This is a genomic window from Pasteurella pantherarum (genome assembly GCF_049670885.1).
Taxonomy (GTDB): Bacteria; Pseudomonadota; Gammaproteobacteria; order Enterobacterales; family Pasteurellaceae; genus Pasteurella.
Genome location: NZ_CP187173.1, coordinates 152,425 through 175,880 on the forward strand (window position 1 = coordinate 152,425; position 23,456 = coordinate 175,880).

The 23,456-nt window shown below is 40.6% G+C and carries 24 protein-coding genes and 2 tRNA genes; 10 read left to right on the forward strand and 16 right to left on the reverse strand.

The window, feature by feature from the left end; translation table 11 throughout:
- Window positions 1-44: 44 nt before the first annotated feature.
- The 6 genes from yjjG to rph form a co-directional block, all read right to left on the reverse strand.
- A complete protein-coding gene (gene yjjG / locus ACPEEM_RS00700) occupies window positions 45-719 on the reverse strand; it encodes a pyrimidine 5'-nucleotidase (RefSeq protein WP_424402453.1) in 675 nt (224 codons plus the stop codon).
- Entirely contained in the window at window positions 719-1,657 is a 939-nt protein-coding gene (gene dusC / locus ACPEEM_RS00705; RefSeq protein WP_424402454.1) for a tRNA dihydrouridine(16) synthase DusC, read from the reverse strand. The genes yjjG and dusC overlap by 1 nt, the downstream gene beginning before the upstream one ends.
- Window positions 1,648-2,265, reverse strand: coding sequence for a DUF2238 domain-containing protein (locus ACPEEM_RS00710; RefSeq protein WP_424402455.1), 618 nt, complete (start codon window positions 2,263-2,265; stop codon window positions 1,648-1,650). Before ACPEEM_RS00710 ends, dusC begins: the two co-directional genes overlap by 10 nt.
- The gene (gene djlA, locus ACPEEM_RS00715; protein ID WP_424402456.1) at window positions 2,265-3,140 is read right to left on the reverse strand and encodes a co-chaperone DjlA; all 876 of its coding nucleotides are present in this window, start codon (window positions 3,138-3,140) and stop codon (window positions 2,265-2,267) included. Before djlA ends, ACPEEM_RS00710 begins: the two co-directional genes overlap by 1 nt.
- 93 nt (window positions 3,141-3,233) lie before the next feature.
- The gene (gene pyrE / locus ACPEEM_RS00720; protein ID WP_424402457.1) at window positions 3,234-3,878 is read right to left on the reverse strand and encodes an orotate phosphoribosyltransferase; all 645 of its coding nucleotides are present in this window, start codon (window positions 3,876-3,878) and stop codon (window positions 3,234-3,236) included.
- A gap of 22 nt (window positions 3,879-3,900) precedes the next feature.
- Complete coding sequence (gene rph, locus ACPEEM_RS00725; protein ID WP_424402458.1) at window positions 3,901-4,617, reverse strand: ribonuclease PH; 717 nt, start codon at window positions 4,615-4,617, stop codon at window positions 3,901-3,903.
- A gap of 132 nt (window positions 4,618-4,749) precedes the next feature.
- Here rph and ACPEEM_RS00730 point away from each other — a divergent pair, with 132 nt between their 5' ends.
- A complete protein-coding gene (locus tag ACPEEM_RS00730) occupies window positions 4,750-5,613 on the forward strand; it encodes a YicC/YloC family endoribonuclease (protein WP_424407325.1) in 864 nt (287 codons plus the stop codon).
- Window positions 5,614-5,619: 6 nt separating this feature from the next.
- On the forward strand, window positions 5,620-6,504 hold the full coding sequence (locus ACPEEM_RS00735; protein ID WP_424407327.1) for a YgfZ/GcvT domain-containing protein: 885 nt from the start codon (window positions 5,620-5,622) through the stop codon (window positions 6,502-6,504).
- 163 nt (window positions 6,505-6,667) lie between these two features.
- On the opposite strand, the gene ACPEEM_RS00740 is transcribed toward ACPEEM_RS00735, so the two are convergent.
- The 4 genes from ACPEEM_RS00740 to ACPEEM_RS00755 all read right to left on the reverse strand — a co-directional run bounded on the left by ACPEEM_RS00740 (window position 6,668) and on the right by ACPEEM_RS00755 (window position 10,968).
- Complete coding sequence (locus ACPEEM_RS00740) at window positions 6,668-7,558, reverse strand: IS256 family transposase, variant Zn-binding type (RefSeq protein WP_424408185.1); 891 nt, start codon at window positions 7,556-7,558, stop codon at window positions 6,668-6,670.
- 187 nt (window positions 7,559-7,745) lie between these two features.
- Window positions 7,746-8,735, reverse strand: a complete 990-nt coding sequence (locus ACPEEM_RS00745) for an amidohydrolase family protein (protein WP_424402461.1) — start codon at window positions 8,733-8,735, stop codon at window positions 7,746-7,748.
- A gap of 272 nt (window positions 8,736-9,007) precedes the next feature.
- Complete coding sequence (locus tag ACPEEM_RS00750) at window positions 9,008-10,738, reverse strand: DUF3413 domain-containing protein (RefSeq protein WP_424407329.1); 1,731 nt, start codon at window positions 10,736-10,738, stop codon at window positions 9,008-9,010.
- 2 nt (window positions 10,739-10,740) lie between these two features.
- A complete protein-coding gene (locus ACPEEM_RS00755; protein WP_424402463.1) occupies window positions 10,741-10,968 on the reverse strand; it encodes a YejL family protein in 228 nt (75 codons plus the stop codon).
- 138 nt (window positions 10,969-11,106) lie between these two features.
- Here ACPEEM_RS00755 and yejK point away from each other — a divergent pair, with 138 nt between their 5' ends.
- The 4 genes from yejK to cpxA all read left to right on the forward strand — a co-directional run bounded on the left by yejK (window position 11,107) and on the right by cpxA (window position 14,822).
- The gene (yejK, locus tag ACPEEM_RS00760; RefSeq protein ID WP_424407331.1) at window positions 11,107-12,123 is read left to right on the forward strand and encodes a nucleoid-associated protein YejK; all 1,017 of its coding nucleotides are present in this window, start codon (window positions 11,107-11,109) and stop codon (window positions 12,121-12,123) included.
- 68 nt (window positions 12,124-12,191) lie between these two features.
- Window positions 12,192-12,605, forward strand: a complete 414-nt coding sequence (gene bamE, locus ACPEEM_RS00765) for an outer membrane protein assembly factor BamE (protein WP_424402465.1) — start codon at window positions 12,192-12,194, stop codon at window positions 12,603-12,605.
- Between the two features lie 67 nt (window positions 12,606-12,672).
- On the forward strand, window positions 12,673-13,374 hold the full coding sequence (cpxR, locus tag ACPEEM_RS00770) for an envelope stress response regulator transcription factor CpxR (protein ID WP_424402466.1): 702 nt from the start codon (window positions 12,673-12,675) through the stop codon (window positions 13,372-13,374).
- A 47-nt stretch (window positions 13,375-13,421) separates the two neighbouring features.
- Window positions 13,422-14,822: an envelope stress sensor histidine kinase CpxA gene (cpxA, locus tag ACPEEM_RS00775; RefSeq protein ID WP_424402467.1), complete on the forward strand. Its 1,401-nt coding sequence runs from the start codon at window positions 13,422-13,424 to the stop codon at window positions 14,820-14,822.
- Between the two features lie 88 nt (window positions 14,823-14,910).
- Here cpxA and ACPEEM_RS00780 read toward each other — a convergent pair whose 3' ends face one another.
- Window positions 14,911-15,618 (reverse strand): 7-cyano-7-deazaguanine/7-aminomethyl-7-deazaguanine transporter, encoded by a 708-nt coding sequence (locus tag ACPEEM_RS00780; protein WP_424402468.1) that lies wholly within the window; start codon window positions 15,616-15,618, stop codon window positions 14,911-14,913.
- 187 nt (window positions 15,619-15,805) lie between these two features.
- Here ACPEEM_RS00780 and ACPEEM_RS00785 point away from each other — a divergent pair, with 187 nt between their 5' ends.
- From ACPEEM_RS00785 to ACPEEM_RS00795, 3 genes are all read left to right on the forward strand, one after another.
- Entirely contained in the window at window positions 15,806-16,276 is a 471-nt protein-coding gene (locus tag ACPEEM_RS00785; protein ID WP_424402469.1) for a DMT family transporter, read from the forward strand.
- Window positions 16,277-16,355: 79 nt separating this feature from the next.
- Window positions 16,356-16,568 (forward strand): heavy-metal-associated domain-containing protein, encoded by a 213-nt coding sequence (locus tag ACPEEM_RS00790; RefSeq protein ID WP_424402470.1) that lies wholly within the window; start codon window positions 16,356-16,358, stop codon window positions 16,566-16,568.
- A 129-nt stretch (window positions 16,569-16,697) separates the two neighbouring features.
- Window positions 16,698-18,878, forward strand: coding sequence for a heavy metal translocating P-type ATPase (locus ACPEEM_RS00795; RefSeq protein WP_424402471.1), 2,181 nt, complete (start codon window positions 16,698-16,700; stop codon window positions 18,876-18,878).
- 149 nt (window positions 18,879-19,027) lie between these two features.
- Here the strand turns inward: ACPEEM_RS00795 and der are convergent, their stop codons facing one another.
- From der to dnaQ, 4 genes are all read right to left on the reverse strand, one after another.
- Window positions 19,028-20,587, reverse strand: a complete 1,560-nt coding sequence (gene der, locus ACPEEM_RS00800) for a ribosome biogenesis GTPase Der (RefSeq protein WP_424407332.1) — start codon at window positions 20,585-20,587, stop codon at window positions 19,028-19,030.
- A gap of 262 nt (window positions 20,588-20,849) precedes the next feature.
- Window positions 20,850-20,926: transfer RNA gene (locus ACPEEM_RS00805), tRNA-Asp, on the reverse strand.
- Between the two features lie 15 nt (window positions 20,927-20,941).
- Window positions 20,942-21,018: transfer RNA gene (locus tag ACPEEM_RS00810), tRNA-Asp, on the reverse strand.
- Between the two features lie 94 nt (window positions 21,019-21,112).
- The gene (dnaQ, locus tag ACPEEM_RS00815; protein ID WP_424407334.1) at window positions 21,113-21,874 is read right to left on the reverse strand and encodes a DNA polymerase III subunit epsilon; all 762 of its coding nucleotides are present in this window, start codon (window positions 21,872-21,874) and stop codon (window positions 21,113-21,115) included.
- 68 nt (window positions 21,875-21,942) lie between these two features.
- On the opposite strand from dnaQ, the gene rnhA reads away from it, so the two are divergent.
- A complete protein-coding gene (gene rnhA, locus ACPEEM_RS00820; RefSeq protein ID WP_424407336.1) occupies window positions 21,943-22,407 on the forward strand; it encodes a ribonuclease HI in 465 nt (154 codons plus the stop codon).
- 63 nt (window positions 22,408-22,470) lie between these two features.
- Here rnhA and ACPEEM_RS00825 read toward each other — a convergent pair whose 3' ends face one another.
- The gene (locus ACPEEM_RS00825; RefSeq protein WP_424407338.1) at window positions 22,471-23,310 is read right to left on the reverse strand and encodes a DUF72 domain-containing protein; all 840 of its coding nucleotides are present in this window, start codon (window positions 23,308-23,310) and stop codon (window positions 22,471-22,473) included.
- Window positions 23,311-23,456 lie beyond the last annotated feature (146 nt).

Below are 23,456 nucleotides of genomic sequence, written 5' to 3' on the forward strand. Positions count from 1 at the left end.
GCAAGCAAACCTGCAGTCTTGTTGGAAAGTTTAGCTAGAGATCATCACTCGCCAGAGACAATTTCCAACAATTGATCAAAGCGACCAATACTATATGTTGGCTGAATTGCACTTTGATTTTCACGATGATAATGCAACCAGCAGGTATCTAAATGGGCATTATGTCCACCTAAAATATCCGAATCTAAGTTATCACCCACCATCAAGACTTTTCGGCGATCCTGAACCTTGGCTAACGCCAGACTGTGTTCAAAAATACGCGGATCGGGTTTGGCAATCCCCACTTCTTCCGAAATCGTTACAAATTGAAACCAGTCACTTAACCCCGTTTTTTCTAAGCGTAATTTTTGTAAGGCAGTAAACCCATTGGTGATAATGCCTAACTGGGCGTGATCTTTTAGCACGGTTAAGGTCTCCACCACCTTTTCTAAAGGTTGACAAATATCTGCCATGGCTAGCAAATAATGTTCATTTAATTCAACGGGATTTTTATTTAAACGCTTCGCCCAACTGGCAAAACGTGTGACTTGTAATTGTTCCGCACTAATGGTGCCATTTTGATATTCCACCCAAAGCGGTTTGTTGACACGCTGAAATTCCTCAAAATCCGCTTGCTGAAATAAAATGCCATAATCGGCAAATAATTTTTTCAAGCCCGCAAAGGCATCAAAAGAGAATAAGGTTTCATCGGCATCAAAAAAAATCCACTGATATTTCATTACATCATTACTCCGTCTATTTTTATGCGTAACTCATGACCGTCATGACAGGTTTTAATTAATTGGAAAAGATCGTTGGCTTGTGGATATTCCTTTTTCAGATAACCCAACCATTGTTTAATACGTGCCACATGATAAAAGCCCGTATCAAATTGATTTTCCGTATGGGCATATTTCTGCAAAAGACGTAATACCTCAGACCATGGCATTTTTGCCTGATGAGATTTCACCACATGGCTTAGATTCGGGATATTCAACGCACCACGCCCAATCATTAAATCTTTGCATCCCGTTTGAGCCAAACACGCCTGCCCAGATTGCCAATCCCAAATTTCGCCATTGGCAATAACTGGGATAGATAAACGCTGGCGTACTTCATTGATTTTTGCCCAATTAATCCGATCTGCACGGTAACCATCTAGCTTGGTTCGACCATGAATGGTGATCTCCGTTGCACCGCCTTGTTGTACTGCATCGGCAATTTCAAATGCTTGTTCAGCATCGTCCCAACCTAAACGTACTTTCACACTCACCGTTAATTCACTCGGCACGGCTTCTCGTAAAGCTTTGGTGGCTTGATAAATTAACTCAGGCTGTTTTAACAGTGAAGCACCGCCATGACTTCCATTGACGGTTTTAGAAGGGCAACCACAGTTTAAATCAATACCGTGTGAACCTAATTCAATGGCACGTTGTGCATTTTCGGCTAACCAATCGGGGTGTTGTCCCAACAATTGCACTCGCACGGGTGTGCCTGACTGCGTTAATCCCTTTTGATAAAGCTCAGGACAAAGACGATAAAACACTTTGGCGGGAAGAAGCTGATCGACGACTCGCACAAATTCAGAAATGCACAAATCATACTGATTCACTTCACTTAATAAGTGGCGAACGAAAGGATCTAAGACCCCTTGCATCGGGGCTAAAATCACGCGCATTTTTTATCTGTTCTCACCATATAAAACAAAGCAAGTGCAGTGATTGCCCCTAAGGTATCGGCGAGAATGTCTTTTTGTGCATCCCAATGATCACCTTGTGATCCTAAAAAGGCAATGCCTTCTTCGCCGCCCGCCACCACGGCATATTGCCATTCGATTAATTCATAACTGGCGGCAATACTCATAATAAAAAATAAAGCAAAAAAGCCAGCTAAAACAGGGCCGCATAATCGGCGTCGTAGCAACCATTCCGCCATGGGGAAGCTGTAAAAACCAATAATAAAATGTGCCACCCGATCAAAATGATTTCGTCCTTCACCTAGCCAAGGGGCGAGTAACTGATTCGCCCAATCAAAAGGCACACGCTCAAAGGTGTAATGTGCTCCGATTAAATGCAAAATCATCCATAAACTCATTAAAAAATAAGCCCAATGGCTAAATTGAAAACGAGAATATGTGAGAATTAACCCAAGAAAAACCACAAAAATCGGCAAGACTTCGGCATACCACACGGCTCGAGAAAAAGGGGCAATGCCCGACCATATCGCCACAGCAATCACCACGCCGCCCAATAACAGTGGAAAGCCTTTTTGGCTATACAATCCCATTACTTCCAACCCTTGGTTTTACAAATCAAATCATAGGCTGATTGAATTTGTTGTGTTTTCTCTTTTGCCATGTCTAACATTTCTTTTGGCAACCCTTTTGCGACAAGTTTATCGGGGTGATTTTCATTCATTAAACGGCGATAAGCACGTTTGACTGTTTGTTGATCATCTGTCGCTGTCACCCCTAACACTTGGTAAGCATCTTCAACGGTTGGACCTGATTGTGATTGGTATCCGCCATAATGTTGCCCATTTTGTTGATATTGCCCTTGCTGATGGTGCTGATATTGTTGCTGATAACGATATTGATAGCCACCACGAGAAAATTGACGAGAGGCAAACTCCATTGCAAGCATTTGTTCAAATTGCAAACGAGATAAACCTAATTCTTCTGCCACAATAAACAAAATGTCTTTTTCCGCAGGCTCAAGCTGTGAATCGGCAAATGCGGCTTGCACTTGCACATATAAAAACATACGAAGCAAATCCGCCCGTTGCCCACAGCCTAAACGAAATTCACGAATCACTTGTCGTAATGGGAAATGACTATCTTTGCCTCGTGTAAACGCATCTTGAGCTAAACGACGATTGTTATCATCTAATTGCATTTGTTGCATTAAGGCACTAGCCAGTTGAATATCATCTTCGGTGACCCGTCCTTTTGCTTTACTTAAATGCCCCAATACCGCAAAGGTGGTCTGCATGAATAAAGATTGACGTGTAATTTTACTTTTGAAAAAACTCGAATTTACTGAACCAAGTTCATAAAGTTTTTTATCGCCCCAATGCCCTAAAATTACGCCACAAATTGCACCAAAAAAGCCACCAAGTTTCCAACCGATAATCAGTCCTAAAAATTTTCCAATAAAATTCATTAAGTTCTCCAAAATGGTACGTTACATCCAATCAAGATAATTTAATTTGCTTAAAACTTTCTTAAAATGCACCGCACTTTTACCTTGATATCCTTATTTCACCCCATACTGCGTACGATAAGCACGCATTGCAGGTAAATAGTGTTGATATTGAGCATCTTGTTCAATAAAGGTCATTAAATCATCAAAGTCCACAATCGACAACACTGTGCATTGATAATCACGCTCAACTTCTTGAATCGCAGACAATTCACCCTGCCCTCTTTCTTTGCGATTTAAGGCAATCATCACCGCACTTAATTGGGCTTGATGTTCTGCAATCAACGTCATTGATTCACGAATCGCCGTGCCTGCTGTGATCACATCGTCAACCAATAGCACCTGACCTTGCAATGGGCTACCAATTAAATTTCCCCCTTCGCCATGGTCTTTCGTTTCTTTACGATTAAAACAAACGGGCATATCTAACTGGAACTGGTTAAATAATGCCACTGACACGGTGGTGGCAATCGGAATACCTTTATAGGCAGGGCCAAAAATCACATCATATTTCACACCGCTTGCTTGAATTGCACTGGCATAAAATTCACCTAACTTGGCTAAATCCGCCCCCGTGTTAAACAAGCCTGCATTAAAAAAATACGGGCTAATACGACCAGATTTCAAGGTAAACTCACCAAATTTTAACACGCCACGACTTAACGCAAATTTGATAAACGCCACTTTATATGCTTGCATGTCAACTCCCTTTATCCTTTCATTATTCTGCTAATGCTTGGCGTTGTGCATCAAAAATGGTTTCACAACCCTGTTTTGCTAATGCTAATAACGTCAATAATTCTTCGTGACTAAATGGTTCTCCTTCTGCGGTGCCTTGCACTTCGATCATGCGACCATCTTCCATCATCACCACATTCATGTCTGTTTCTGCGGCGGAATCTTCCACATATTCCAAATCACAAACCGCTTCACCTGCCACAATCCCCACTGAAATTGCCGCGACCAAACCTTTAATTGGGTTGGTTTTTAAGGTGCCATTTTTCACTAATCCATTGATGGCATCACATAATGCCACACAAGCCCCCGTGATTGAGGCGGTTCTCGTCCCACCATCGGCTTGAATAACATCACAATCTAAAGTAATAGAACGCTCACCCAAGGCTTCAAGATCCACCATGGCACGTAGAGAACGTGCGATAAGACGTTGAATTTCCATCGTACGCCCACCTTGTTTCCCTTTTGCGGCTTCACGTTGCATACGACTGTGCGTTGAGCGAGGCAACATCCCATATTCTGCGGTGACCCAACCTTGATTTTGCCCTTTTAAAAAACGTGGTACACTTTCCTCCACCGTAGCGGTACATAAGACTTTTGTATCGCCAAATTCCACTAACACTGAACCTTCTGCGTGTTTTGTGTAATGACGGGTAATATTAATTTGACGGGGTTGATGATTAGCACGTTCATTCGGACGCATTAGATATTCCTCATTTGTTCTATTTATGATAAAAAATTCGCAGTATTTTAGCATGCAAACTGACAGATGCGAAATTTAACAGTACAATAGAGCCATTCGATTTTTCATCTTGATAACCTTAAGGATTTTTACATGATTTATAGTATGACCGCATTTGCACGCCTTGAACTGAAACAAGATTGGGGTGATGCCGTCTGGGAAATCCGATCTGTAAACCAACGCTATCTCGAAACATTTTTTCGTTTACCTGAACAATTTCGAGGTTTAGAAAATAATTTACGAGAAAAATTGCGTCAAAGGCTGACGAGAGGCAAAATCGAATGTACACTACGCATTGATAATAAAAAACAAGTTGCCACAGAATTAACTCTCAACAAAGACTTAGCTCAACAAGTTATTCAATCCTTACAATGGATTAAATCACAAGCGGGCGAAGGAGAGATAAATCTTACCGACGTTTTACGTTATCCTGGTGTTGTTGAAGCCCCAGAGCAAGATCTGGATTTAATTAGCCAAAGCTTGCTTAATGCATTTGATCATTTACTCAATGATTTTATTGCCATGCGGGCGAGAGAAGGGGAAAAACTACAATCCCTGATTCAACAACGCTTAGATGCAATTCATCTTGAAGCAGAAAAAGTGCGGTCTAAAATGCCAGAGATTTTACAATGGCAACGAGATCGTCTTTTACAACGTTTCGAGGAGATTAATTTACAAGCAGATCCACAACGACTTGAGCAAGAATTAGTCTTATTAGCTCAACGTGTTGATGTTGCTGAAGAATTAGATCGGTTACAATTGCATGTCAAAGAAACCCATGCCATTTTACATAAAGGTGGCGCAATTGGGCGTAAATTAGATTTTATGATGCAGGAGCTTAATCGAGAAGCGAATACCCTCGCATCAAAGTCAATTAACACGGAAGTAACAAACTCCGCAGTAGAATTGAAAGTTTTAATCGAACAAATGCGTGAGCAAATTCAAAATCTGGAGTAATGAATAATGACTTATACTTTATTAACTACCACTCAACCTACCCTTGTCTGCAACCTTCAACAATATGGCTTAATCGAAATTAAAGGCGAAGATGCCGAAAAATATTTACAAGGTCAAGTCAGTTGCGATGTCAACAAATTAGACGTGGGGCAGTCCACCCTTACTGCACATTGTGATCCTAAGGGAAAAATCACCTCACTTTTCCGTTTAATCCGCACCGATTCACAATGTTTTTATGCGTTACTAAAACGCTCAATTCTGCCAACCGCACTGGAACTCTTAAAAAAATATGCCGTTTTCTCAAAAGTGAGTTTTACCCAATTAGATTGGGAAATCATTGGATTAGCCGGCGAAGCCACCCGTCAAGCCTTTGACACCGTTGGTGCACAAATTCGCGTGGACATTGAATGCCAACAAGCTCGCACCCTACTCATTCATCCAACCTCATTAAATATCACCCCGAATACCACACACCAAGCTTGGGATTTATTAGATATCCAAGATGGGATTCCAATGCTCAGTCCAGAAACACAGGGGGAATTTATTCCACAAGCCCTAAATTTACAAAGTATTGAGCAAGCAATTTCATTTCAAAAAGGCTGTTATATTGGTCAGGAAATTGTTGCCCGTGCCAAATACCGTGGTGCAAACAAACGTGCCATGTTTACCTTAGTGGGAGAAACCTTGGATATTCCAGCCACTGGCACGGAAGTGGAAATGCAATTAGAAAATAACTGGCGTAAAACAGGTAAAATCTTAAATGCCATTAATATTGAAGGCGTATTATGGTTACAAGTGGTCATGAACAATCAACTTGAAGAAAATGCCTCCTTCCGTTTAACAGAGAATAGCCCACTCACGTTATTCCCATTACCTTATGAATTGGTATAACCAATTCATAGGTTTTTGCAAATCGCATAATAGCCCTATCTTCTAAACCTTCTTTATTAGACCGTATTCAGTATGTTTAGGTGTAATGGACAAAATGGTTGCTAAAAAGTCCAAAACGCTTTCAAGTGGACAAAATGGTTGCTAATAATATTTTTTTAGATTATTAGCAACTTTTATTATTTAAAAAATCCTTTATAAACAATACCTTACGTTTTTTACTTAAACCATTATGATTTATTAACTTCCTTTTAAGTTCACTAAATAAATCCTCAAGTCTATTTGTCGTTTTTTCTATATTAAATTCAGGATGTTTTTCAAAAGCAAATAAATATTTTTCATAATATGTTAAGCTGGCTAAAGCCCCTCTTAAACCTTTATGTTTATAAGGGAAATACCCCCTCTCATTACATTTATCAGAACGTTCATTTAAATAATCCTGATGCTTTAAATACCAATAATGTAAACGGCGATAAAATTCGTTTTTTCGGCTTTCTTTGAGCGTTTTAACGAGTATTTTAAGTTCTTTTCCTGCAATGGATTTATGCTTTTTTCTTAATTTCCGCATCACAATAGCGACCATATGAAAATGGCACATTTGAGTGGGTGTATCGAATAAATCCTTTAGTAACCCTCTACGCCCATCACAAGTAATCGATTGAATAATATAGCCTTTTTCTCTCAAGCCATTCAGTGCATTTTGATAATATTCATCGCGTTCTGTACTCACAATTTGATGATAAACTACCTTCTCACTGGAGCTATCCATGATGACCAAAACTCCAAACTCTCTCCCAAAGAAAGTGGTATCCATAATAATATTCAAATAAGTTGAAATAGGCGGTTTTAAGGCTGTTTTTGGGGCTTTATCAATATGTCTTTGAATAGTTTTAACAGCGCATTTATATTTTAAGGCAAGTTCTTTATAGGTTTGTTTACCTTGAGAATAATCAAGCCAAATATCCATAGGATTTAATTTATTCTGAAGTGTAAATGTTTTATTACAAGAGGTGCATTTATAACGTTGAATATTATTTCTAACACCATTTTTCTTTATATTCTGTTTAGAGCAGAAAGGATAGTTTTTTGTTCATATTTCAAAAAAGTGGCTTAAAGCCTTGTACTATAAGGCTCTAAGCCACTTTTTAGCAACCATTTTGTCCATTACACCGTGAAAAGTGCGGTCTGTTTTCGCAACATTTTGATGAAAAAGCGAACCCTTGAGTTCGCTTTTTTGTGTAAGATTAAACCTCTAAACCGAGGACTTTGCGACCATTCACACTGGCGATATTGACCATCGCATCTAAGTCTGGGAAACGACAACCCGCCGCTAATAAGCTCAATTCTTGCCACATATCTCCTTCACATAATGGCACCATGTAATCACAGATATTATCGGTACCAATTGCCACCGTAATGCCTTCAGGGATCATTTCATCTGCGGGGGTGAGTGCATTGTGGAAAGGCATGAGATCTTCTTTACGATTACTGTCAATCCATGCCATTGGGCAGGCAATCATCATCATTTGGGCTTGACGCATTTTTTCGTAGAGACGGTAGCGATAATCTTTTGAATGGGCACCAATCGAAATACCATGAATCGCCACAACACGACCTTCCATACCGTGTTCAATGGTTTTATCGCAGAGTTGTTCTGTTTCTTTTTCTTTCGGTGAGTTGAATTGATCCACATGCACATGGCACATAATGCCACGGGATTTTGCCGTATCGAGCAAAATATCCATGGCTTCTAAGCCTCGACCATAATCCAGTTCATCACGGTAAGGCAAGCCACCAATCATATCGACCATTTCCGAGCCGATATCAAACCATTTTCTTGCTGTCGGTTCAATCACACCCTTTAAGGTTTGGTTCGCAAATTTTAAGGTAATATCGTGTTTGTACACTTCTCTGGCTTTGTGTGCCGCAATAATGGCACGATCTTCACAAATAGGATCAATATCCACGAAGGTACCAAAGGCAGTTACCCCTTGAGAAATCATCAATTCAATAGATTGGCAAAAGCGAGCGTAGTAATCATCGACACTGGAGGTACGCTTGACTTCATCAACGAGATCCCATTTTTGTTGTAAGTTACTGCTGTGATAGATACCAATTTTTTCTGGGGTCATAGTAAAGGCACGGTCAGCGTGGGCGTGGGCATTGACCCAACCGCCTTTTTTAATAATTTCATCTCTAATATAAGTTTTAAAACTACGCACGTGGTTTTTCATAATGGCTCCGTAAGGACATAAGAAGTTAAAGGTGAGTTAGGAATCGTAGATATAAAAAAATCCCCAATGAAAGAGGATTTTCTATTAATTAAAAATAGAAATGAAATCAATGTGTTAACACGATTGATGAGGTGAGTAACAATGTTATGAAAAATTCTCTGATTTTTAATTAATAACATTATGTCTATGTCCTAAAGAATTGCTCGCTAGTATAAAGGCTTCAATCTAAAAAATATAATTGGTTTTGACTATTGGTTATAGTAAAAACAACGCTATTTTTCAGTAAATGAACGCTCTTGGTTAAAGACCTCTAAAAATAACCCAAGTGGGGGACGTTTAGAAGATTCTTTTTGATAAGTGCGGTCATATTTTTGATAATTTCCATTTTTATCAATGTGATATTGGCTGCCATCCGCTTGCACAATCACATTCCAACGATAATTAGACACTAAAATCCAATCAGGATGTTGCTGTAAATCGAATAAATCTCGCCCTTGTGCATAGTCAGAAATTGGATTTTGAATATTAAACACATGTTTCATCACCGCAGGCAATAAATCCACATGGCTGGTTAATTTATCCACTTTACCTTTGGCTAAACCTTGCCAATGCACCAACATTGGCACTTGAATTTCATCAGGGGCAAAATTGTTGATCTGCTGTTTTTCTGTTAAGGCTTGGAAACTATAACCATGTTCAGCGGTCATCACTAATAAAGTATTTTCAAACGGAAAATCCTTGAAAACGAGAGTAAGTAGGCGATCAATCTCGGCTAATTCTAAGGCATACTCTGGTTGGGATAAATTAGGGCGGATAGCTAACCCCAAATAAGCAAAGAATGGGCGTTGTTGCTTGCTTAGCCAATTCACCAAGGCTTGTGTTTCAGATTGATTGGTCGCATTGCTTTTTGATTGATTAATCCCACTAAAAAGTGCTTGATGGAATAAACTATTATGACGCTTGTTACTGGAAAATACCCCAAACGCGTAGCCTTCTTCAGCCAGTTTTTCTATGAAGACAGAAGGGGTTTTGTGGTTGAGTAAGCTGTCTGTGTAATTGGCACTTAAGCCATAAAATAAGCCCGTTAAGCCAGCATTATTGCTATTGCCACTGCTGTAATGATGAATAAATTGTGTAGATTGTTGGCTTAAAGCCGAAAGTGTCGGCATATTTTTTTCATTGATCGCATCGTGGCGTAAGCCTGATATCGTGATAAACACAATATTGGGACGTTGTGCCGTTTGATAATGAAGTGGGGCTTTGGGGTAATTGATTTTCGGTGCATCCGCACGGCCTTGTTGCTCAATCACTTGGCTATATTCTGCTTTATTAATAAAACCATGTTTTTCCAAAAAGGTGCGAGCGGTCATTGGGTAAGACAGCGGGAAATTGGATTTCTGCATGGTGATAGGACGATAAATAAATGCATCAGCCCAAGCATAAATTAAATGGGTGGCAATAAAGCTACATGTAAAAAAAATCCCAACCCCTTTAAGCCATTTTTGACGTTCTAAACTGCGTAATTTTTCCCAAGACCAACGGGAAAACAACATTTGAACTAATAAAATAAACGGCATTGGGGCAAAGAAAATTTGCCAATGACGAGACAGTTCGCCATTTTCAGGGTTCACCAATAAATTCCATACCACAGTGGATAAGTGTAAATTGAAGCGAGAGAAGGCTTCAGCATCAATAATGAGCAAGGTGAGCCCTAACGTGGAGAAAATGACGGTCAAACCACGAAATGTCCGGTGGTTTTTAATGACAAAACTTAAAGGAAAAATCACCAATAAGTAAAAGGCAAAAATCACAAAGCTGAAATGACCAAATAAGCTTATAAAAAAATACAGTTTGCCAAATAATGTATCTGGCCAGTCGATAAGAAAAGCATAACGGCTACCAATAGCAATTGCCCATAAAATATTAAATAAAGCAAACCAATGCCCCCACGAAATCTTTCGTGAGGTTTCTTCTCGGTATTGTCTGCTATTGGTGATCCACATGGTTATGACGATGTTTTGTGATTGACGGAATGCATTAATGCCTCTGCAAAGGCTTTGGCAAGTACGCTACGTTGGTTTTGTCCCACCGTGCTATTTAATAAATTCGTCACCATATTGCCCAATACAATGAGGGATAAATCGACTGGGGCTTGGTGTTTTTCTAAGACGGCGATCATATCATTTAAGATCGCATCAATTTGTTTATCTTGGTATTTTGATTGATTTGCCATACTCATAAATCTGACGAAAGGAATTTAGCTCTCTATGATACCCGATAATTTTCCATATCCTATCATTTTTTCTTAGTTATCGTGAAAAAAGTGCGGTTATAATAGCAAGAATTTTGGATTAACCACCTTGGATTAACTATGAGTATTACTGTCGATGAAATTGTGTTGCACCAGTTAGTAAAAACGGGCGAAGGGGACGAGGCGAAACTGAACACCCTGTTAAGAGATCAGTTACTGACCATTCGCCCTGACGTGGAACAAATGATGTTGCAACTGCATCAAGCTTATCAGAGCAAAGCCAAAGCCTATGGCATCTTTCAAGAAACCTCGTTATTTGCACAAGATCTGAATCGCTTATTAGAAAAAGAAATGCCCTTTCTTGAATTTAGTCAAAAATCGACCGCACTTTTGGCTCAAGAGTTAGGTAAATACAATTTTGCGGACAATGGCACCTTGGTGTTATGCCGATATCACTTTTTAGCGACCGAATATTTATTTATCGCATTATTAGACAGCCGTGCCAGTATGTTAGTGGATGAACATTTAGAGATTCATCGCACACAATATTTAGATATCACACAATTTGATATTGCCGCTCGAATTAACCTGACGGAATTACAACTGGATGCAAAATCCAATCGCTATTTAACCTTTGTGAAAGGACGTGTCGGGCGTAAGATTGGGGATTTCTTTATGGAATTTTTAGGGGCAGAGGAAGGGTTAAATCCACAAGTGCAAAATCAATGCCTTTTACAAGCGGTGAGTGATTATTGTGAACAAGCCGACTTGGATAAAACCCAAGCTCAAGCCGTTAAAAAACAAGTGTTTGATTATTGTAAAGGGCAAATGAATGCGGGGGAAGAGATTGAATTAGCGGAACTTTCTGCCAATATGCCCACTCTAAACGAGCGTGAATTTGCGGCGTTCGCCAATGAACAAGAATATGGCTTAGAAGACAAAATCCCACCAGTGCGTTCTACCCTCAAAACCTTAACCAAATTTTCGGGATCAGGTAAAGGTGTTACAGTAAGTTTTGATGCAGAATTGATCAATCAACGTATCTTTTGGGATGAAAATAGCGATACCTTGACGATTAAAGGATTGCCGCCGAATTTGCGAGATCAATTACAGCGTCAATTGAAACCTCAGAATTGATTTGGCAATCGAATAAAGTTTCTGTATCATCATCAATCATTTGCAGTGTATAAAAAGGTAAAAATATTATGCAATTTAAATCAGTGATCGGTGCAATTATCCTTGCATTTAGTGTAACAGCTTGTTCAACTGTGGATAAAATCGTATATCGAATTGATGTGCCACAAGGCAATTATTTAGAAGCTGCAACCGTGAAACAATTACAGGTCGGCATGACTGCCCAGCAAGTTCAATATTTATTAGGCACACCTGTATTACTTGAACCTTTTAATTCTCAGCGTTGGTACTACGTCTTTTTACAACAAAAAGCCTATACCGCACCTGAGCAACATACGTTAGTCGTCAATTTTGATAAGCGTGGCATTGTCACAGATTTTAATTTAGACAAGCCATTACCTGATGAAAGTAAAGCTGCGGTAAATAATGCCATTATTCAAGCGGATCAAGGCAGTCCGAAAGCATGGTGGCAATTCTGGAAATAAGCAATTTCATAATACGTGAAAACAGTAAATCATTTGATGTGGATTTATTTTTATAAAGGAATACTGTATGCCAAAAATATTATTAGTTGATGATGATGTAGAGTTAATTGAGTTATTGGCGGAGTTATTGACCTTAGAAGGCTTTGACATTGACATGGCAAATAACGGTCAGCAAGCACTACAAAAATTAGATTTAAGCTACGATCTGGTCTTGTTGGATATTATGATGCCAGTGTTAAATGGTGTTGAAACCTTGAAAAAAATTAGACAGCAATTTAGTGTGCCTGTCATTATGTTAACTGCTCGAGGCGATGATATCGACCGTATTTTAGGATTAGAATTGGGGGCGGATGATTATATTCCTAAACCCTTCAATGACCGTGAATTGGTTGCTCGTATCAAAGCTATCTTACGCCGTGTTCAATTACAACAACCTTCTGTTGTCGATACCAAAGATAATAAAAATGCCTTTGAATTTTGCGGTATTACCTTATATCCTGGTCGTCAACAAGCGTTTTATGAAGATCAAGATTTGGAGTTAACAGGAACGGAATTTGCTTTGTTACAGAAATTAATTTTAAATCCTGGACAAATTCTTTCTCGAGAATCATTAAGCGTTGAGATTTTAGGTAAGCAACTTACTCCTTTTGATCGTGCGATTGATATGCATATGTCAAATCTACGCAAAAAATTACCACCAAGAAGTGATGACTCACCTTGGTTTAAAACCCTGAGAGGGCGTGGTTATTTGCTCGTATCAGAAAAGTAAAATGATAGGGCTATTGTAAAAAATAGCCTTGTTTTATTGGGGAAGTTATGCCTTTTACTAAAGAAAACTTATTTAATACCATTTCTTTTCGAATTTTTGCCTTTTTCTGGCTCACATTTTCGTTATTATCGATTTTAATTTTTTCGATTCCTTATTTTGATTCGCGTATTTATTCTGAATTAACAGAAAGCGAATTATCGACCTACCAACAAGAAATTATCACCTCGATCCGCAATAATTATATTTCCCGTATTTTGGCTGGGGTGCCTTTATCCAGATTCGATCGTCTTGATGCCATTCGCCCTGTTTTAGTGAATGAACATGATGAAAACCAAATCATGGGGGCTTCACAAGCAGAAATACCTTTGTTGAATCAGTTTATCTATCATGCGGGTGATGCAACACAGCCGTTAAAAAAAGTGTTCGGTGATTTACGTATTGTGGGGCCTTTTACCATTCATTTAGGACGGGAAGAAAATCAGTCTTATACCCTGTATTTTTTAGATAGGGTCAATTCACAAAAAGAAATTGTGAGTTTTATTTTTGCCAACCCCGTGATTCTCGTGCTATTGCTCATTATTATTTCGACACCGTTATTATGGTGGTTAGCACGCAGTATTGGTAAACCTATCAAAAATCTCCAAATGTCCGCAAAATCGGTGGCGTTGGGTAACTTGCAAGCCAATAAAGAATTGGAAAGTAAAGGGGCAATGGAGCTTCGTCAAGTAGGACAAAGCTTTAACCAAATGACTGCCTCTTTACAAGAATTGTTATCAAGCCAGCAGGTGTTGCTTTCTTCGATTTCTCATGAATTACGAACCCCGTTGACCCGTTTACAATTAGCTTTAGCATTATTACGTCGTCGTTTGGGCGATATTACGGAAGTACAGCGTATTCAAACGGAAGCAGAGCGTTTGGACAAAATGATCAACGATTTATTGATGCTTTCTCGTCAACAGCTCAATAGTCATGCGGTGCGAGAAATTTTCCCAGTGGAACAGTTATGGGCAAATGTGTTTGAAGACGCCAAGTTTGAAGCGGAACAACGTAAAATTAAATTTACCATTAAGCAAACACTCACTTATTCAAAAAATCATTATGTGAATGGAAACAAAGCCCTATTAATTAGTGCGGTAGAAAATATTGTGCGTAATGCCTTGAAATATACGCAAGATCATATTCAAGCAGCCGTGTTTATCAAAAACCAAGAGTTATACATTGTGATTGATGATAATGGGGAAGGCTTGCCTGAATCTGAATATGAAAAAATCTTCCAGCCGTTTTATCGTGTTGATGAATCTCGTACCAGAGAAAAAGGCGGAACGGGATTGGGCTTAGCCATTGTGGCGAATGTGGTGAAAGAACATCATGGTAAAGTTTGGGCAGAAGCGGGCTATTTGGGTGGATTAAGTGTGACCTTAAGATTGCCACTTTGGATTAATCGCTAACCTGTAAAATGAAAAAACCACATGGGGAAAACATGTGGTTTTTTATGGTCAATTTTTCTCGTTGATAGTGTGTAGTCAATGGCGTGGCTTAAGCAATTTGTTGGCGTATTGGCAAGCTTGCCAGTTTACGCAAAATCATATTCAATACAACGCCATAGGCAGGCACAAATAGCAAAATCCCAATGAGGAGTTTAAATAAATAATCCACAAAGCCGAGTTCTGTCCAATGTTCAGCCATAAAAGGATCACTGCTGGCATAAAAAGCAATAGCAAAGAACAGAAAGGTATCTGCCATGGAACCAAAAATCATGGAGCTACTTGGGGCAATCCACCAGGTTTTGAGTTGGCGTAATCGGTTAAACACAAACACATCTAAGAGCTGACCAAATACATAAGCACAAAAACTGGCAATTGCAATGCGAAATACCATGTGGTTCAACTGTGTTAAGGCATGTAAACCTTGATATTGTGTCTCTTGGAAGAGGGTGGAAATTACATAACTGATCACCAGTGCGGGCAACATCACCACGAAAATAATCCAGCGTGCTTCTTTTGCCCCGAAGACACGAACCGTTAAATCGGTGGCTAAGAAAATAAAAGGAAAGGTTAATGTTCCCCATGTGCTGTGAAAGCTGAAATCTTCACGTGCACCAAATTGGCTCAGCGGTAGGGTGATTTCAAAGGGAATTTGAACCAGATAGTTACTTGCAGCAATAATCACAATATGAAAAAAGCTCAAGATAACTAATGCAAGACGAGTTTGTTGATCGTTTAAGATCGCAAGTGTGTTTTTCATTGTCGTACCTTTTTAATTGAAACTTGGGGTGAGGGAACCCAAACAAAAACCAAATTGTTTTCACCGTTGGTGAGGCGGTCATCATACGGATTTCAGGGCAGAATGCAAGCCTGTTTACGGATTAAACGTTTTCAGCCTCTTGTAATCTCGCTACAATAGGGCAAATTTGGCTTTTTTAGGTTTTCCTATGTTTATTCTTTATACCCTTATTGCCCTTATTGCAGGGGTGGCGTTAGCCTCTCAAGCGGCGATTAATTCACAGCTTGCAAAAGCCATGGGCAATGAACCTTTGGTGGCAACCTTGATTTCTTTTGCCACAGGCACTTTATTATTGTTCGTGATTGCGTTGCTGAAAACAGATTTAATTGGTCATCTCTCCACCGCCACACAACAGGCAGGGTGGAAATATATTGGAGGTGGGTTAGGTGCATTAGTGGTGTTTACCACCATTTTACTGTCGCCCAAAATGGGGATTACCAATATGTTGTTTTTCATTATTGTGGGGCAATTAATTGCCGCGATGGTGATCGACCATTTTGGTTTAATCCATATGCCTATTCGTGAAGTCAATATGTTTAAATTCATTGGCATGGCGATTGTTGGCGTTGGGTTAATGATTTTTTTCTTTGGCGATAAATTGATAAGCCTTTTTCACTAACCACGCCTTAGGCAAAAGTGCGGTGGTTTTTAGACATGTTTTGTGATCCATTTTTAACAACAGCAAAGAGGAAAGCATTATGCAGCATATCACATTGAAGATTGAGGGAATGCACTGCGGTGGTTGTGTGAAAACCGTAGAGCGTGTATTACAGGCATTAGAAGGGGTGCAACAAGTGAAGGTCAGCTTAGAAAAAGCCTGTGCGGACATTCAATATGATGCCAATCACGTTTCCATTCATCAGTTAATTGATGTGGTGGAAAATGCAGGCTTTGATACCACAACCGCCTAATCTTGAATGTCATGGCGTATCAAGGTGAGTGCTACACACCTTGAGGGGTTTCAGCATGGCATCAGGTGATTTTACTCGGTCGTTTACATCTCTTTATTTCATCTTGACCGCACTTTTAGAGGAGCGGATATGCAACAAAACATCACCCTTCAAATTCAGGGCATGACTTGTCAGGCTTGTGCAAGTCGCATTGAAAAAGTCTTAAATAAAAAGCCCTTCATTCAACAAGCCAGTGTCAATTTTGCGAGCGAACAAGCACAAGTGTGTTTTGATGACAGTGAACACAATGTGCAAGATATTTTACAGATCATTGAAAACACAGGCTTTACAGGCAACCTGAAATCAGATCACAGCCCACTTATTGTGGAAGACCATGCCCCTTCGTGGCGTTTAGGGCTGTTATTACTCATCACCCTACCTTTTCTCATTGGCATGATTGGCATGATGTTAGGGCAACACCATTGGATGCTGCCGCCATGGTGGCAATGTGTGCTTGCCAGTCTTGTGCAATTTGGCTTAGCGATCCCGTTTTATCAACGAGCTTGGGGCAGTTTAAAAGGGGGATTAGCCAATATGGACGTGTTAGTCTGTCTAGGCACGCTAAGTATTTATTTTTATTCCTTATTTATGCTGCTTTCCGAGATGCACAGCGATTCCCATGAACCGATGCCACAAGTGTATTTTGAGGCGAGTGTCATGGTGATCAGTTTTGTAAGCTTGGGCAAGTTTTTAGAAGCCCGCACGAAAAAACACAGTCTGAATAGTTTGGGACTACTGGTGAAATTGACGCCACAACAAGTCAATGTACAGCGTGACGGACAATGGCAAGCATTGCCCTTAGATCAGGTACAAATTGGCGATATATTGAGGGTCAATCAAGGGGAACGCATTGCTGCCGATGGTGTCGTGCAATATGGCTCGGGGTGGAGCGATGAAAGCCATTTGACTGGAGAATTTAAACCCGAAATGAAAAAGACAGGAAGTCGTGTCTTTGCGGGTGCCATGCTAAGTGAAGGTTCACTCGTTTATCAAGCTCAGCAGTTAGGCAGCCACACCTTGTTGGGTGATATGATGAAGGCGTTATCGGAAGCACAGGGCACCAAAGCGCCGATTGCACGTTTTGCGGATAAAGTGGCGGCGGTATTTGTGCCAACTGTGGTGGTGATTGCGTTGCTCACGTTTGCTTTCACCTATTGGATCACGCAAGAGAGCGTGATTGCCTTAATGCATGGGGTGGCAGTGTTAGTGATTGCTTGTCCTTGTGCTTTGGGGCTAGCGACGCCAGCGGCGATCATGGTCGGCATGGGCAATGCAGTAAAACGGGGCATTTGGTTTAAAGATGCGGCAGCCATGGAAGAATCTGCCCGAGTGAATGCCGTGGTTTTTGATAAAACAGGCACCTTAACAGAAGGCAAGCCTCATATTGTTGCCACTTGGGTGATGGAAAATTGCGGGTATGTTGAAGAAGATCTTTATCGCTTGGCAGCCTCTGTTGAACAGCATGCCACTCACCCTTTAGCGAAAGCGATTGTCCAACAAGCCCAAGAAAAAGGCATCGCATTAGCCCTTGCAGAGCAGATCCAGACTGAACTTGGGGCAGGCGTACAAGCAGAAGTTGAGGGCATTGGTACGGTGAAAGTTGGTAAAGCGGAATATTGTCATCTCAGCTTGCCCCCTTTGCAGGATCCGATTTGGGCGTTAGCCAGTATTGTGGCGGTCGCCTTAAATAATCAACCCATTGGTGCTTTTGCTATTGCCGATCCGCTAAAAAACGATGCCATTGCGGGAATAAAACGTCTGCAAGATCAGCACATTGAGGTATATATCATGAGCGGTGATCAACAAGGTGCGGTGCAATATATTGCTGAACAACTGGGTATCCACAATGTTTATGCAAACCTTTCCCCTCGTGATAAAGTCAACCACATTACGCAATTGCAAGCACAAGGTAAAGTGGTCGCCATGGTGGGCGATGGTATCAATGATGCCCCAGCCTTAGCCCGTGCCAATGTAAGTTTTGCCATGAAAAATGGGGCTGATATTGCCGAACACACCGCATCGGTTACCTTAATGCAGCATTCGATTAATCAAATGGTGGATGGCTTGTTGCTGTCGCAGGCAACGTTAAGAAATATCAAACAAAATCTCTTTTTTGCCTTGATTTATAATGTGTTAGGTATTCCTCTTGCCGCATTCGGACTCTTAAATCCGATTATTGCAGGTGCCGCCATGGCATTGAGTTCCCTGTCTGTGTTAATGAATGCCTTGCGTTTGAAAAAACTTAAATTAGCCGACGAACAACCGCGTTAGGTAACACAGTCAGCAAAACTTTTGGAAAAAGCACCGCACTTTTTGGGTGTAATGGACAAAAATGTGGGATGTTTGTCCATTACACCAGAGAAGAAAAAAAGCCTTATTTTAATCAGAGCGGTTCAGGCTTGTTAAAATAAGGCGTTTTTTTATCGTTTAGATTTCTTAATAAATTTCATTAAACGTTTACGTTTGCGTAACTGATTTGGCGTCAGTTTATTGCGTTTGCCCGCAAAAGGATTATTGCCCTCTTGGAACAGCAAACGAATTGGTGAGCCAATAATTTTTAAACTGCGGCGATAATAATTGGATAAATAACGTTTGTAAGAATCAGGCAGTTTATCCATTTGGTTGCCGTGTACCACAATGATCGGTGGATTATAACCACCTGGGTGAGCATATTTGAGTTTAATACGACGACCGCCCATCATCGGTGGTTGGTGTTCATCTGTCGCCATTTGCAAAATACGTGTCAACATTGACGTGGTCATCTTCTGTGTGGCACAGGCATAGGCTTCTTGAATGGACTCAAACAGGTTGCCCACGCCACTGCCGTGTAAAGCCGAAATAAAATGCACACGAGCAAAATCAATAAAATCTAAACGGCGATCCAGTTCGGATTTCACGCGATCTTTAATCTCTTGATCCAGCCCGTCCCATTTGTTCACCACAATCACCAATGAACGCCCTGCATTTAAGATAAAGCCGAGTAACGAAAGATCTTGATCCGACACGCCTTCACGAGCATCAATGGTTAATAACACCACATTGGCATCTTGAATGGCTTGTAAGGTTTTGATCACGGAAAATTTTTCCACCGCCAAATGCACTTTACCTCGTTTACGCACACCTGCAGTGTCAATAATGGTGTAATGCTGTCCATCCCGTTCCATCGGAATATAAATGCTGTCTCTGGTGGTGCCGGGTAAGTCATAAACCACCACACGATCTTCCCCTAAAATACGGTTGGTTAAAGTGGATTTCCCTACATTAGGACGCCCAACAATGGCAATTTTGATATTTTTATCTTGTTGATCCAATTCTTCCGCAATGGCGTCATCTAACAGTGCGGTATCTTCTTCGTTCTCAAAATCGAAATCATGATCCCATTCGTCTTGTTCTTCTGCTTCAGAAACCTCGCGATTTTCTACCGCACTTTTTTCCCCATTCTGTTCAAGGTTTTCGGCGTTAATTTGTTCTGCGTTCATTTGTTCCGCAATGGGGGCTAACACCTGTTCCATTAAGGCAGACACGCCACGCCCTTGTGACGCGGCAATTTGTGCAATTTCGCCTAAACCCAATTGATAAAATTCCGCACAATGAGAATCTGCATCAATGCCATCGGTTTTATTCGCCACCACCACCGTGATTTTATGCTGACGTTGACGAAGATAATGGGCAATGCCAATGTCCGCAGAAGTTAAGCCAGCACGTGCATCCACTAAAAACAACACCACATCGGCTTCTTCAATGGCAAGCAAAGATTGCTCCGCCATTTTTTCTTCCACCCCTTCTTCCGTGCCGTCAATACCGCCTGTATCGATCACAATAAAATCGTAACCTGCGATATTCGCTTGACCATATTTTCGGTCACGGGTCAGACCGGGAAAATCCGCTACCAACGCATCACGGGTGCGGGTTAAACGGTTAAATAATGTTGATTTTCCCACATTTGGACGACCAACAAGGGCAACTACAGGCGTTGTCATAAAAACCTCTTCTTTACGTATTTCTGCCTATGGATTCATAGTACAGTCAAAAATTGCATCATTATAGCGGATTTTGTGAGAGATGAGAAATGCACACATCATGGATATTCTTATTAAAAAAAGGGGAGGATTCGCTTAAAGAAAAAAACAAGGGGAATTGAGCATGCTTTGCGGTTAAAGGAACATTCTGCTGAAATCAGTGTAGCTGTCCATCAAAACAAAAAAGCTACATAATGATATGTAGCTTTCTCAAGAATTTTATTGGCGGAACGGACGGGACTCGAACCCGCGACCCCCTGCGTGACAGGCAGGTATTCTAACCAGCTGAACTACCGCTCCGTAGTAGAATAAAATTGGCGGAATGGACGGGACTCGAACCCGCGACCCCCTGCGTGACAGGCAGGTATTCTAACCAGCTGAACTACCACTCCGCACAGGTGAGGCGTATATTAATAATGAACAGGGTATTCGTCAACTCTTTTTTTTATATTTTCATTTGCCTGATTAATCCGTAAACGATCTAAATTAATGGAGATTTTCGCCATTTAATCGCTTTTCCCACAAGCAGTTCCCTTTGCTTTTCTTATTGAGCAATTTGAGGTATTCAATATGGGCTTGTTGTTCCTCTTCACTTGGCATTAATTTTCGCAAATTTTGTGTAAAAACCACCGCACTTTGCACTTCTTCTTGCGTTGTTGCCACCACAATTTCAGGCTCATGTTCATCAAACAAACTGGTTTGCCCACCTGTCATGGAAAGATACACATCCGCCAGAATTTCCGCATCCAGCAACGCACCGTGCAAGGTTCGTTTGCTGTTATCAATGCCTAAACGATCACAAAGTGCATCTAAACTATTGCGTTTGCCAGGATACATTTGACGTGCCATTTGCAAGGTATCCGTAATCAAACAAATTTCATGGGTATTGAGACCCATTTTTAATTTACGAAATTCATAATCCATAAAACCAATATCGAACGAAGCATTGTGAATCAACAATTCTGCCCCTTGAATATAGTCAATGAACTGTTGTGCAATTTCATTAAACATCGGCTTATCCGCCAACATCTCATCGGTAATACCATGCACTTTAATGGCATCGGGATCCACAGGGCGGTCAGGTTTGATATAAACGTGAAAATTATTGCCCGTTAAACGGCGATTGATCATTTCCACGGCACCAATCTCAATGATGCAGTGGCCTTCATAATGGGCACCAAATTGGTTCATACCTGTGGTTTCAGTATCGAGCACAATTTGGCGTGTAGGTTGAATTGGCGGTGTCATTTTCTTTCTATATCTTTCGGTTAATTTCGGTTATGATCTTCATTTAAGTCGGAATTGTAACAAAGATTATGCAAAAACAAATTGAAATTTTTACGGATGGTTCCTGTTTAGGCAACCCCGGTCCTGGTGGGATCGGCATATTGCTACGTTATAAACAGCATGAAAAACAGATTTCAAAAGGTTATCTTCAAACCACCAATAACCGCATGGAATTACGCGCCGTGATTGACGCCTTAAATACGCTCAAAGAACCTTGCTCAGTCACCTTGCATAGTGACAGCCAATATATGAAAAATGGCATCACAAAGTGGATTTTTAACTGGAAAAAGAATAATTGGAAAGCCAGCACAGGCAAGCCTGTCAAAAATCAAGATTTATGGATAGCACTTGATCACGCAATCCAACGGCATAACATCAATTGGCAATGGGTCAAAGGCCATTCTGGTCATGTTGAAAACGAAATCTGCGATACACTTGCCAAAGCTGGGGCAGAAAACCCAACATTGGACGATGTCGGCTACCAGCCCGACTAAAATGTTTTCAAAATAGACCGCACTTTTGTAGCTCATTTCCCTTGTGAAAAGCAAGATTTTCCACTAAAACAAACTCTGTTGCCCGATTAAAAACTCGGGCGTGGCTTTCACCGTAAAATCATATTCTGCCAAATAGCCTTTTAAACGCTCAATATTGTAGAAAGAATGGCTTTTTGTTGTATTTTGAAAATAGAGATACAGCCGATTAAATTCGTGTTTATGTTGATTGAGCCGTTTTGCCAAATTTTGCAATTCTGCATCGTTATAAAGATAATCATGTCGTTCTTGTGCGGATTGGGCTTGCCACCAATTCGGATTGCGACCGTGTAAACGTAAATATGCCGTGCGTTGGTTTGCATAAAATTGAAAGGCAGGCAGTCCAATATTTTGCGGATAATCTACATTGCACCAAATCAGATTATCTTTACCCCGAAAATAGTCCAATACGGCTTGGTTGTGCCAACTTGGATGTCGAAATTCAATGGCTAACACCTCCTCGTCAAACCATGAAACCAGCTCGGCAAGGTAATAACGGTTGGCATGTGTCCGTTCAAAACTTATGGGAAACTGAATAAATAAATTTGCTAAGCAATGTTGAGCTTTCAACGGTTGTAATGCGGTTAAAAAGGCTTTCGCATCTTCTTTTGTTGCGGTGCGTTTATGGCTAAAATCTTGATGCAATTTCACTGAAAACTGTAACTGCCCTTGTGCTTTTTCCACCATCCCTTGCAATGCTTTCGCCCCAATGGGTGCATGAAAGGTGCTGTTAATTTCAATTGCATCGTAATGCTGGCTATAAATCGGTAAAAACGCCGTTTTGTCTGTACCGAAAGGATACAGCGTCCCGATTAAATCCGTATCGCTATAACCCCCCGTGCCGAGGTAAATATGGGGCTTGTGCATTGTTTTTCTATTGAAAAGTGAAAAATAGAATCAGTTTAGAGAGAATTGAGCAAAAGGCAAGGTTGTTTTAACTTGGAATGAGGGATTTCGGCGAGTTAAAGAAAAGTGCGGTGAAAAATGGGGGAGTTTTGAACATGTTGTCATGA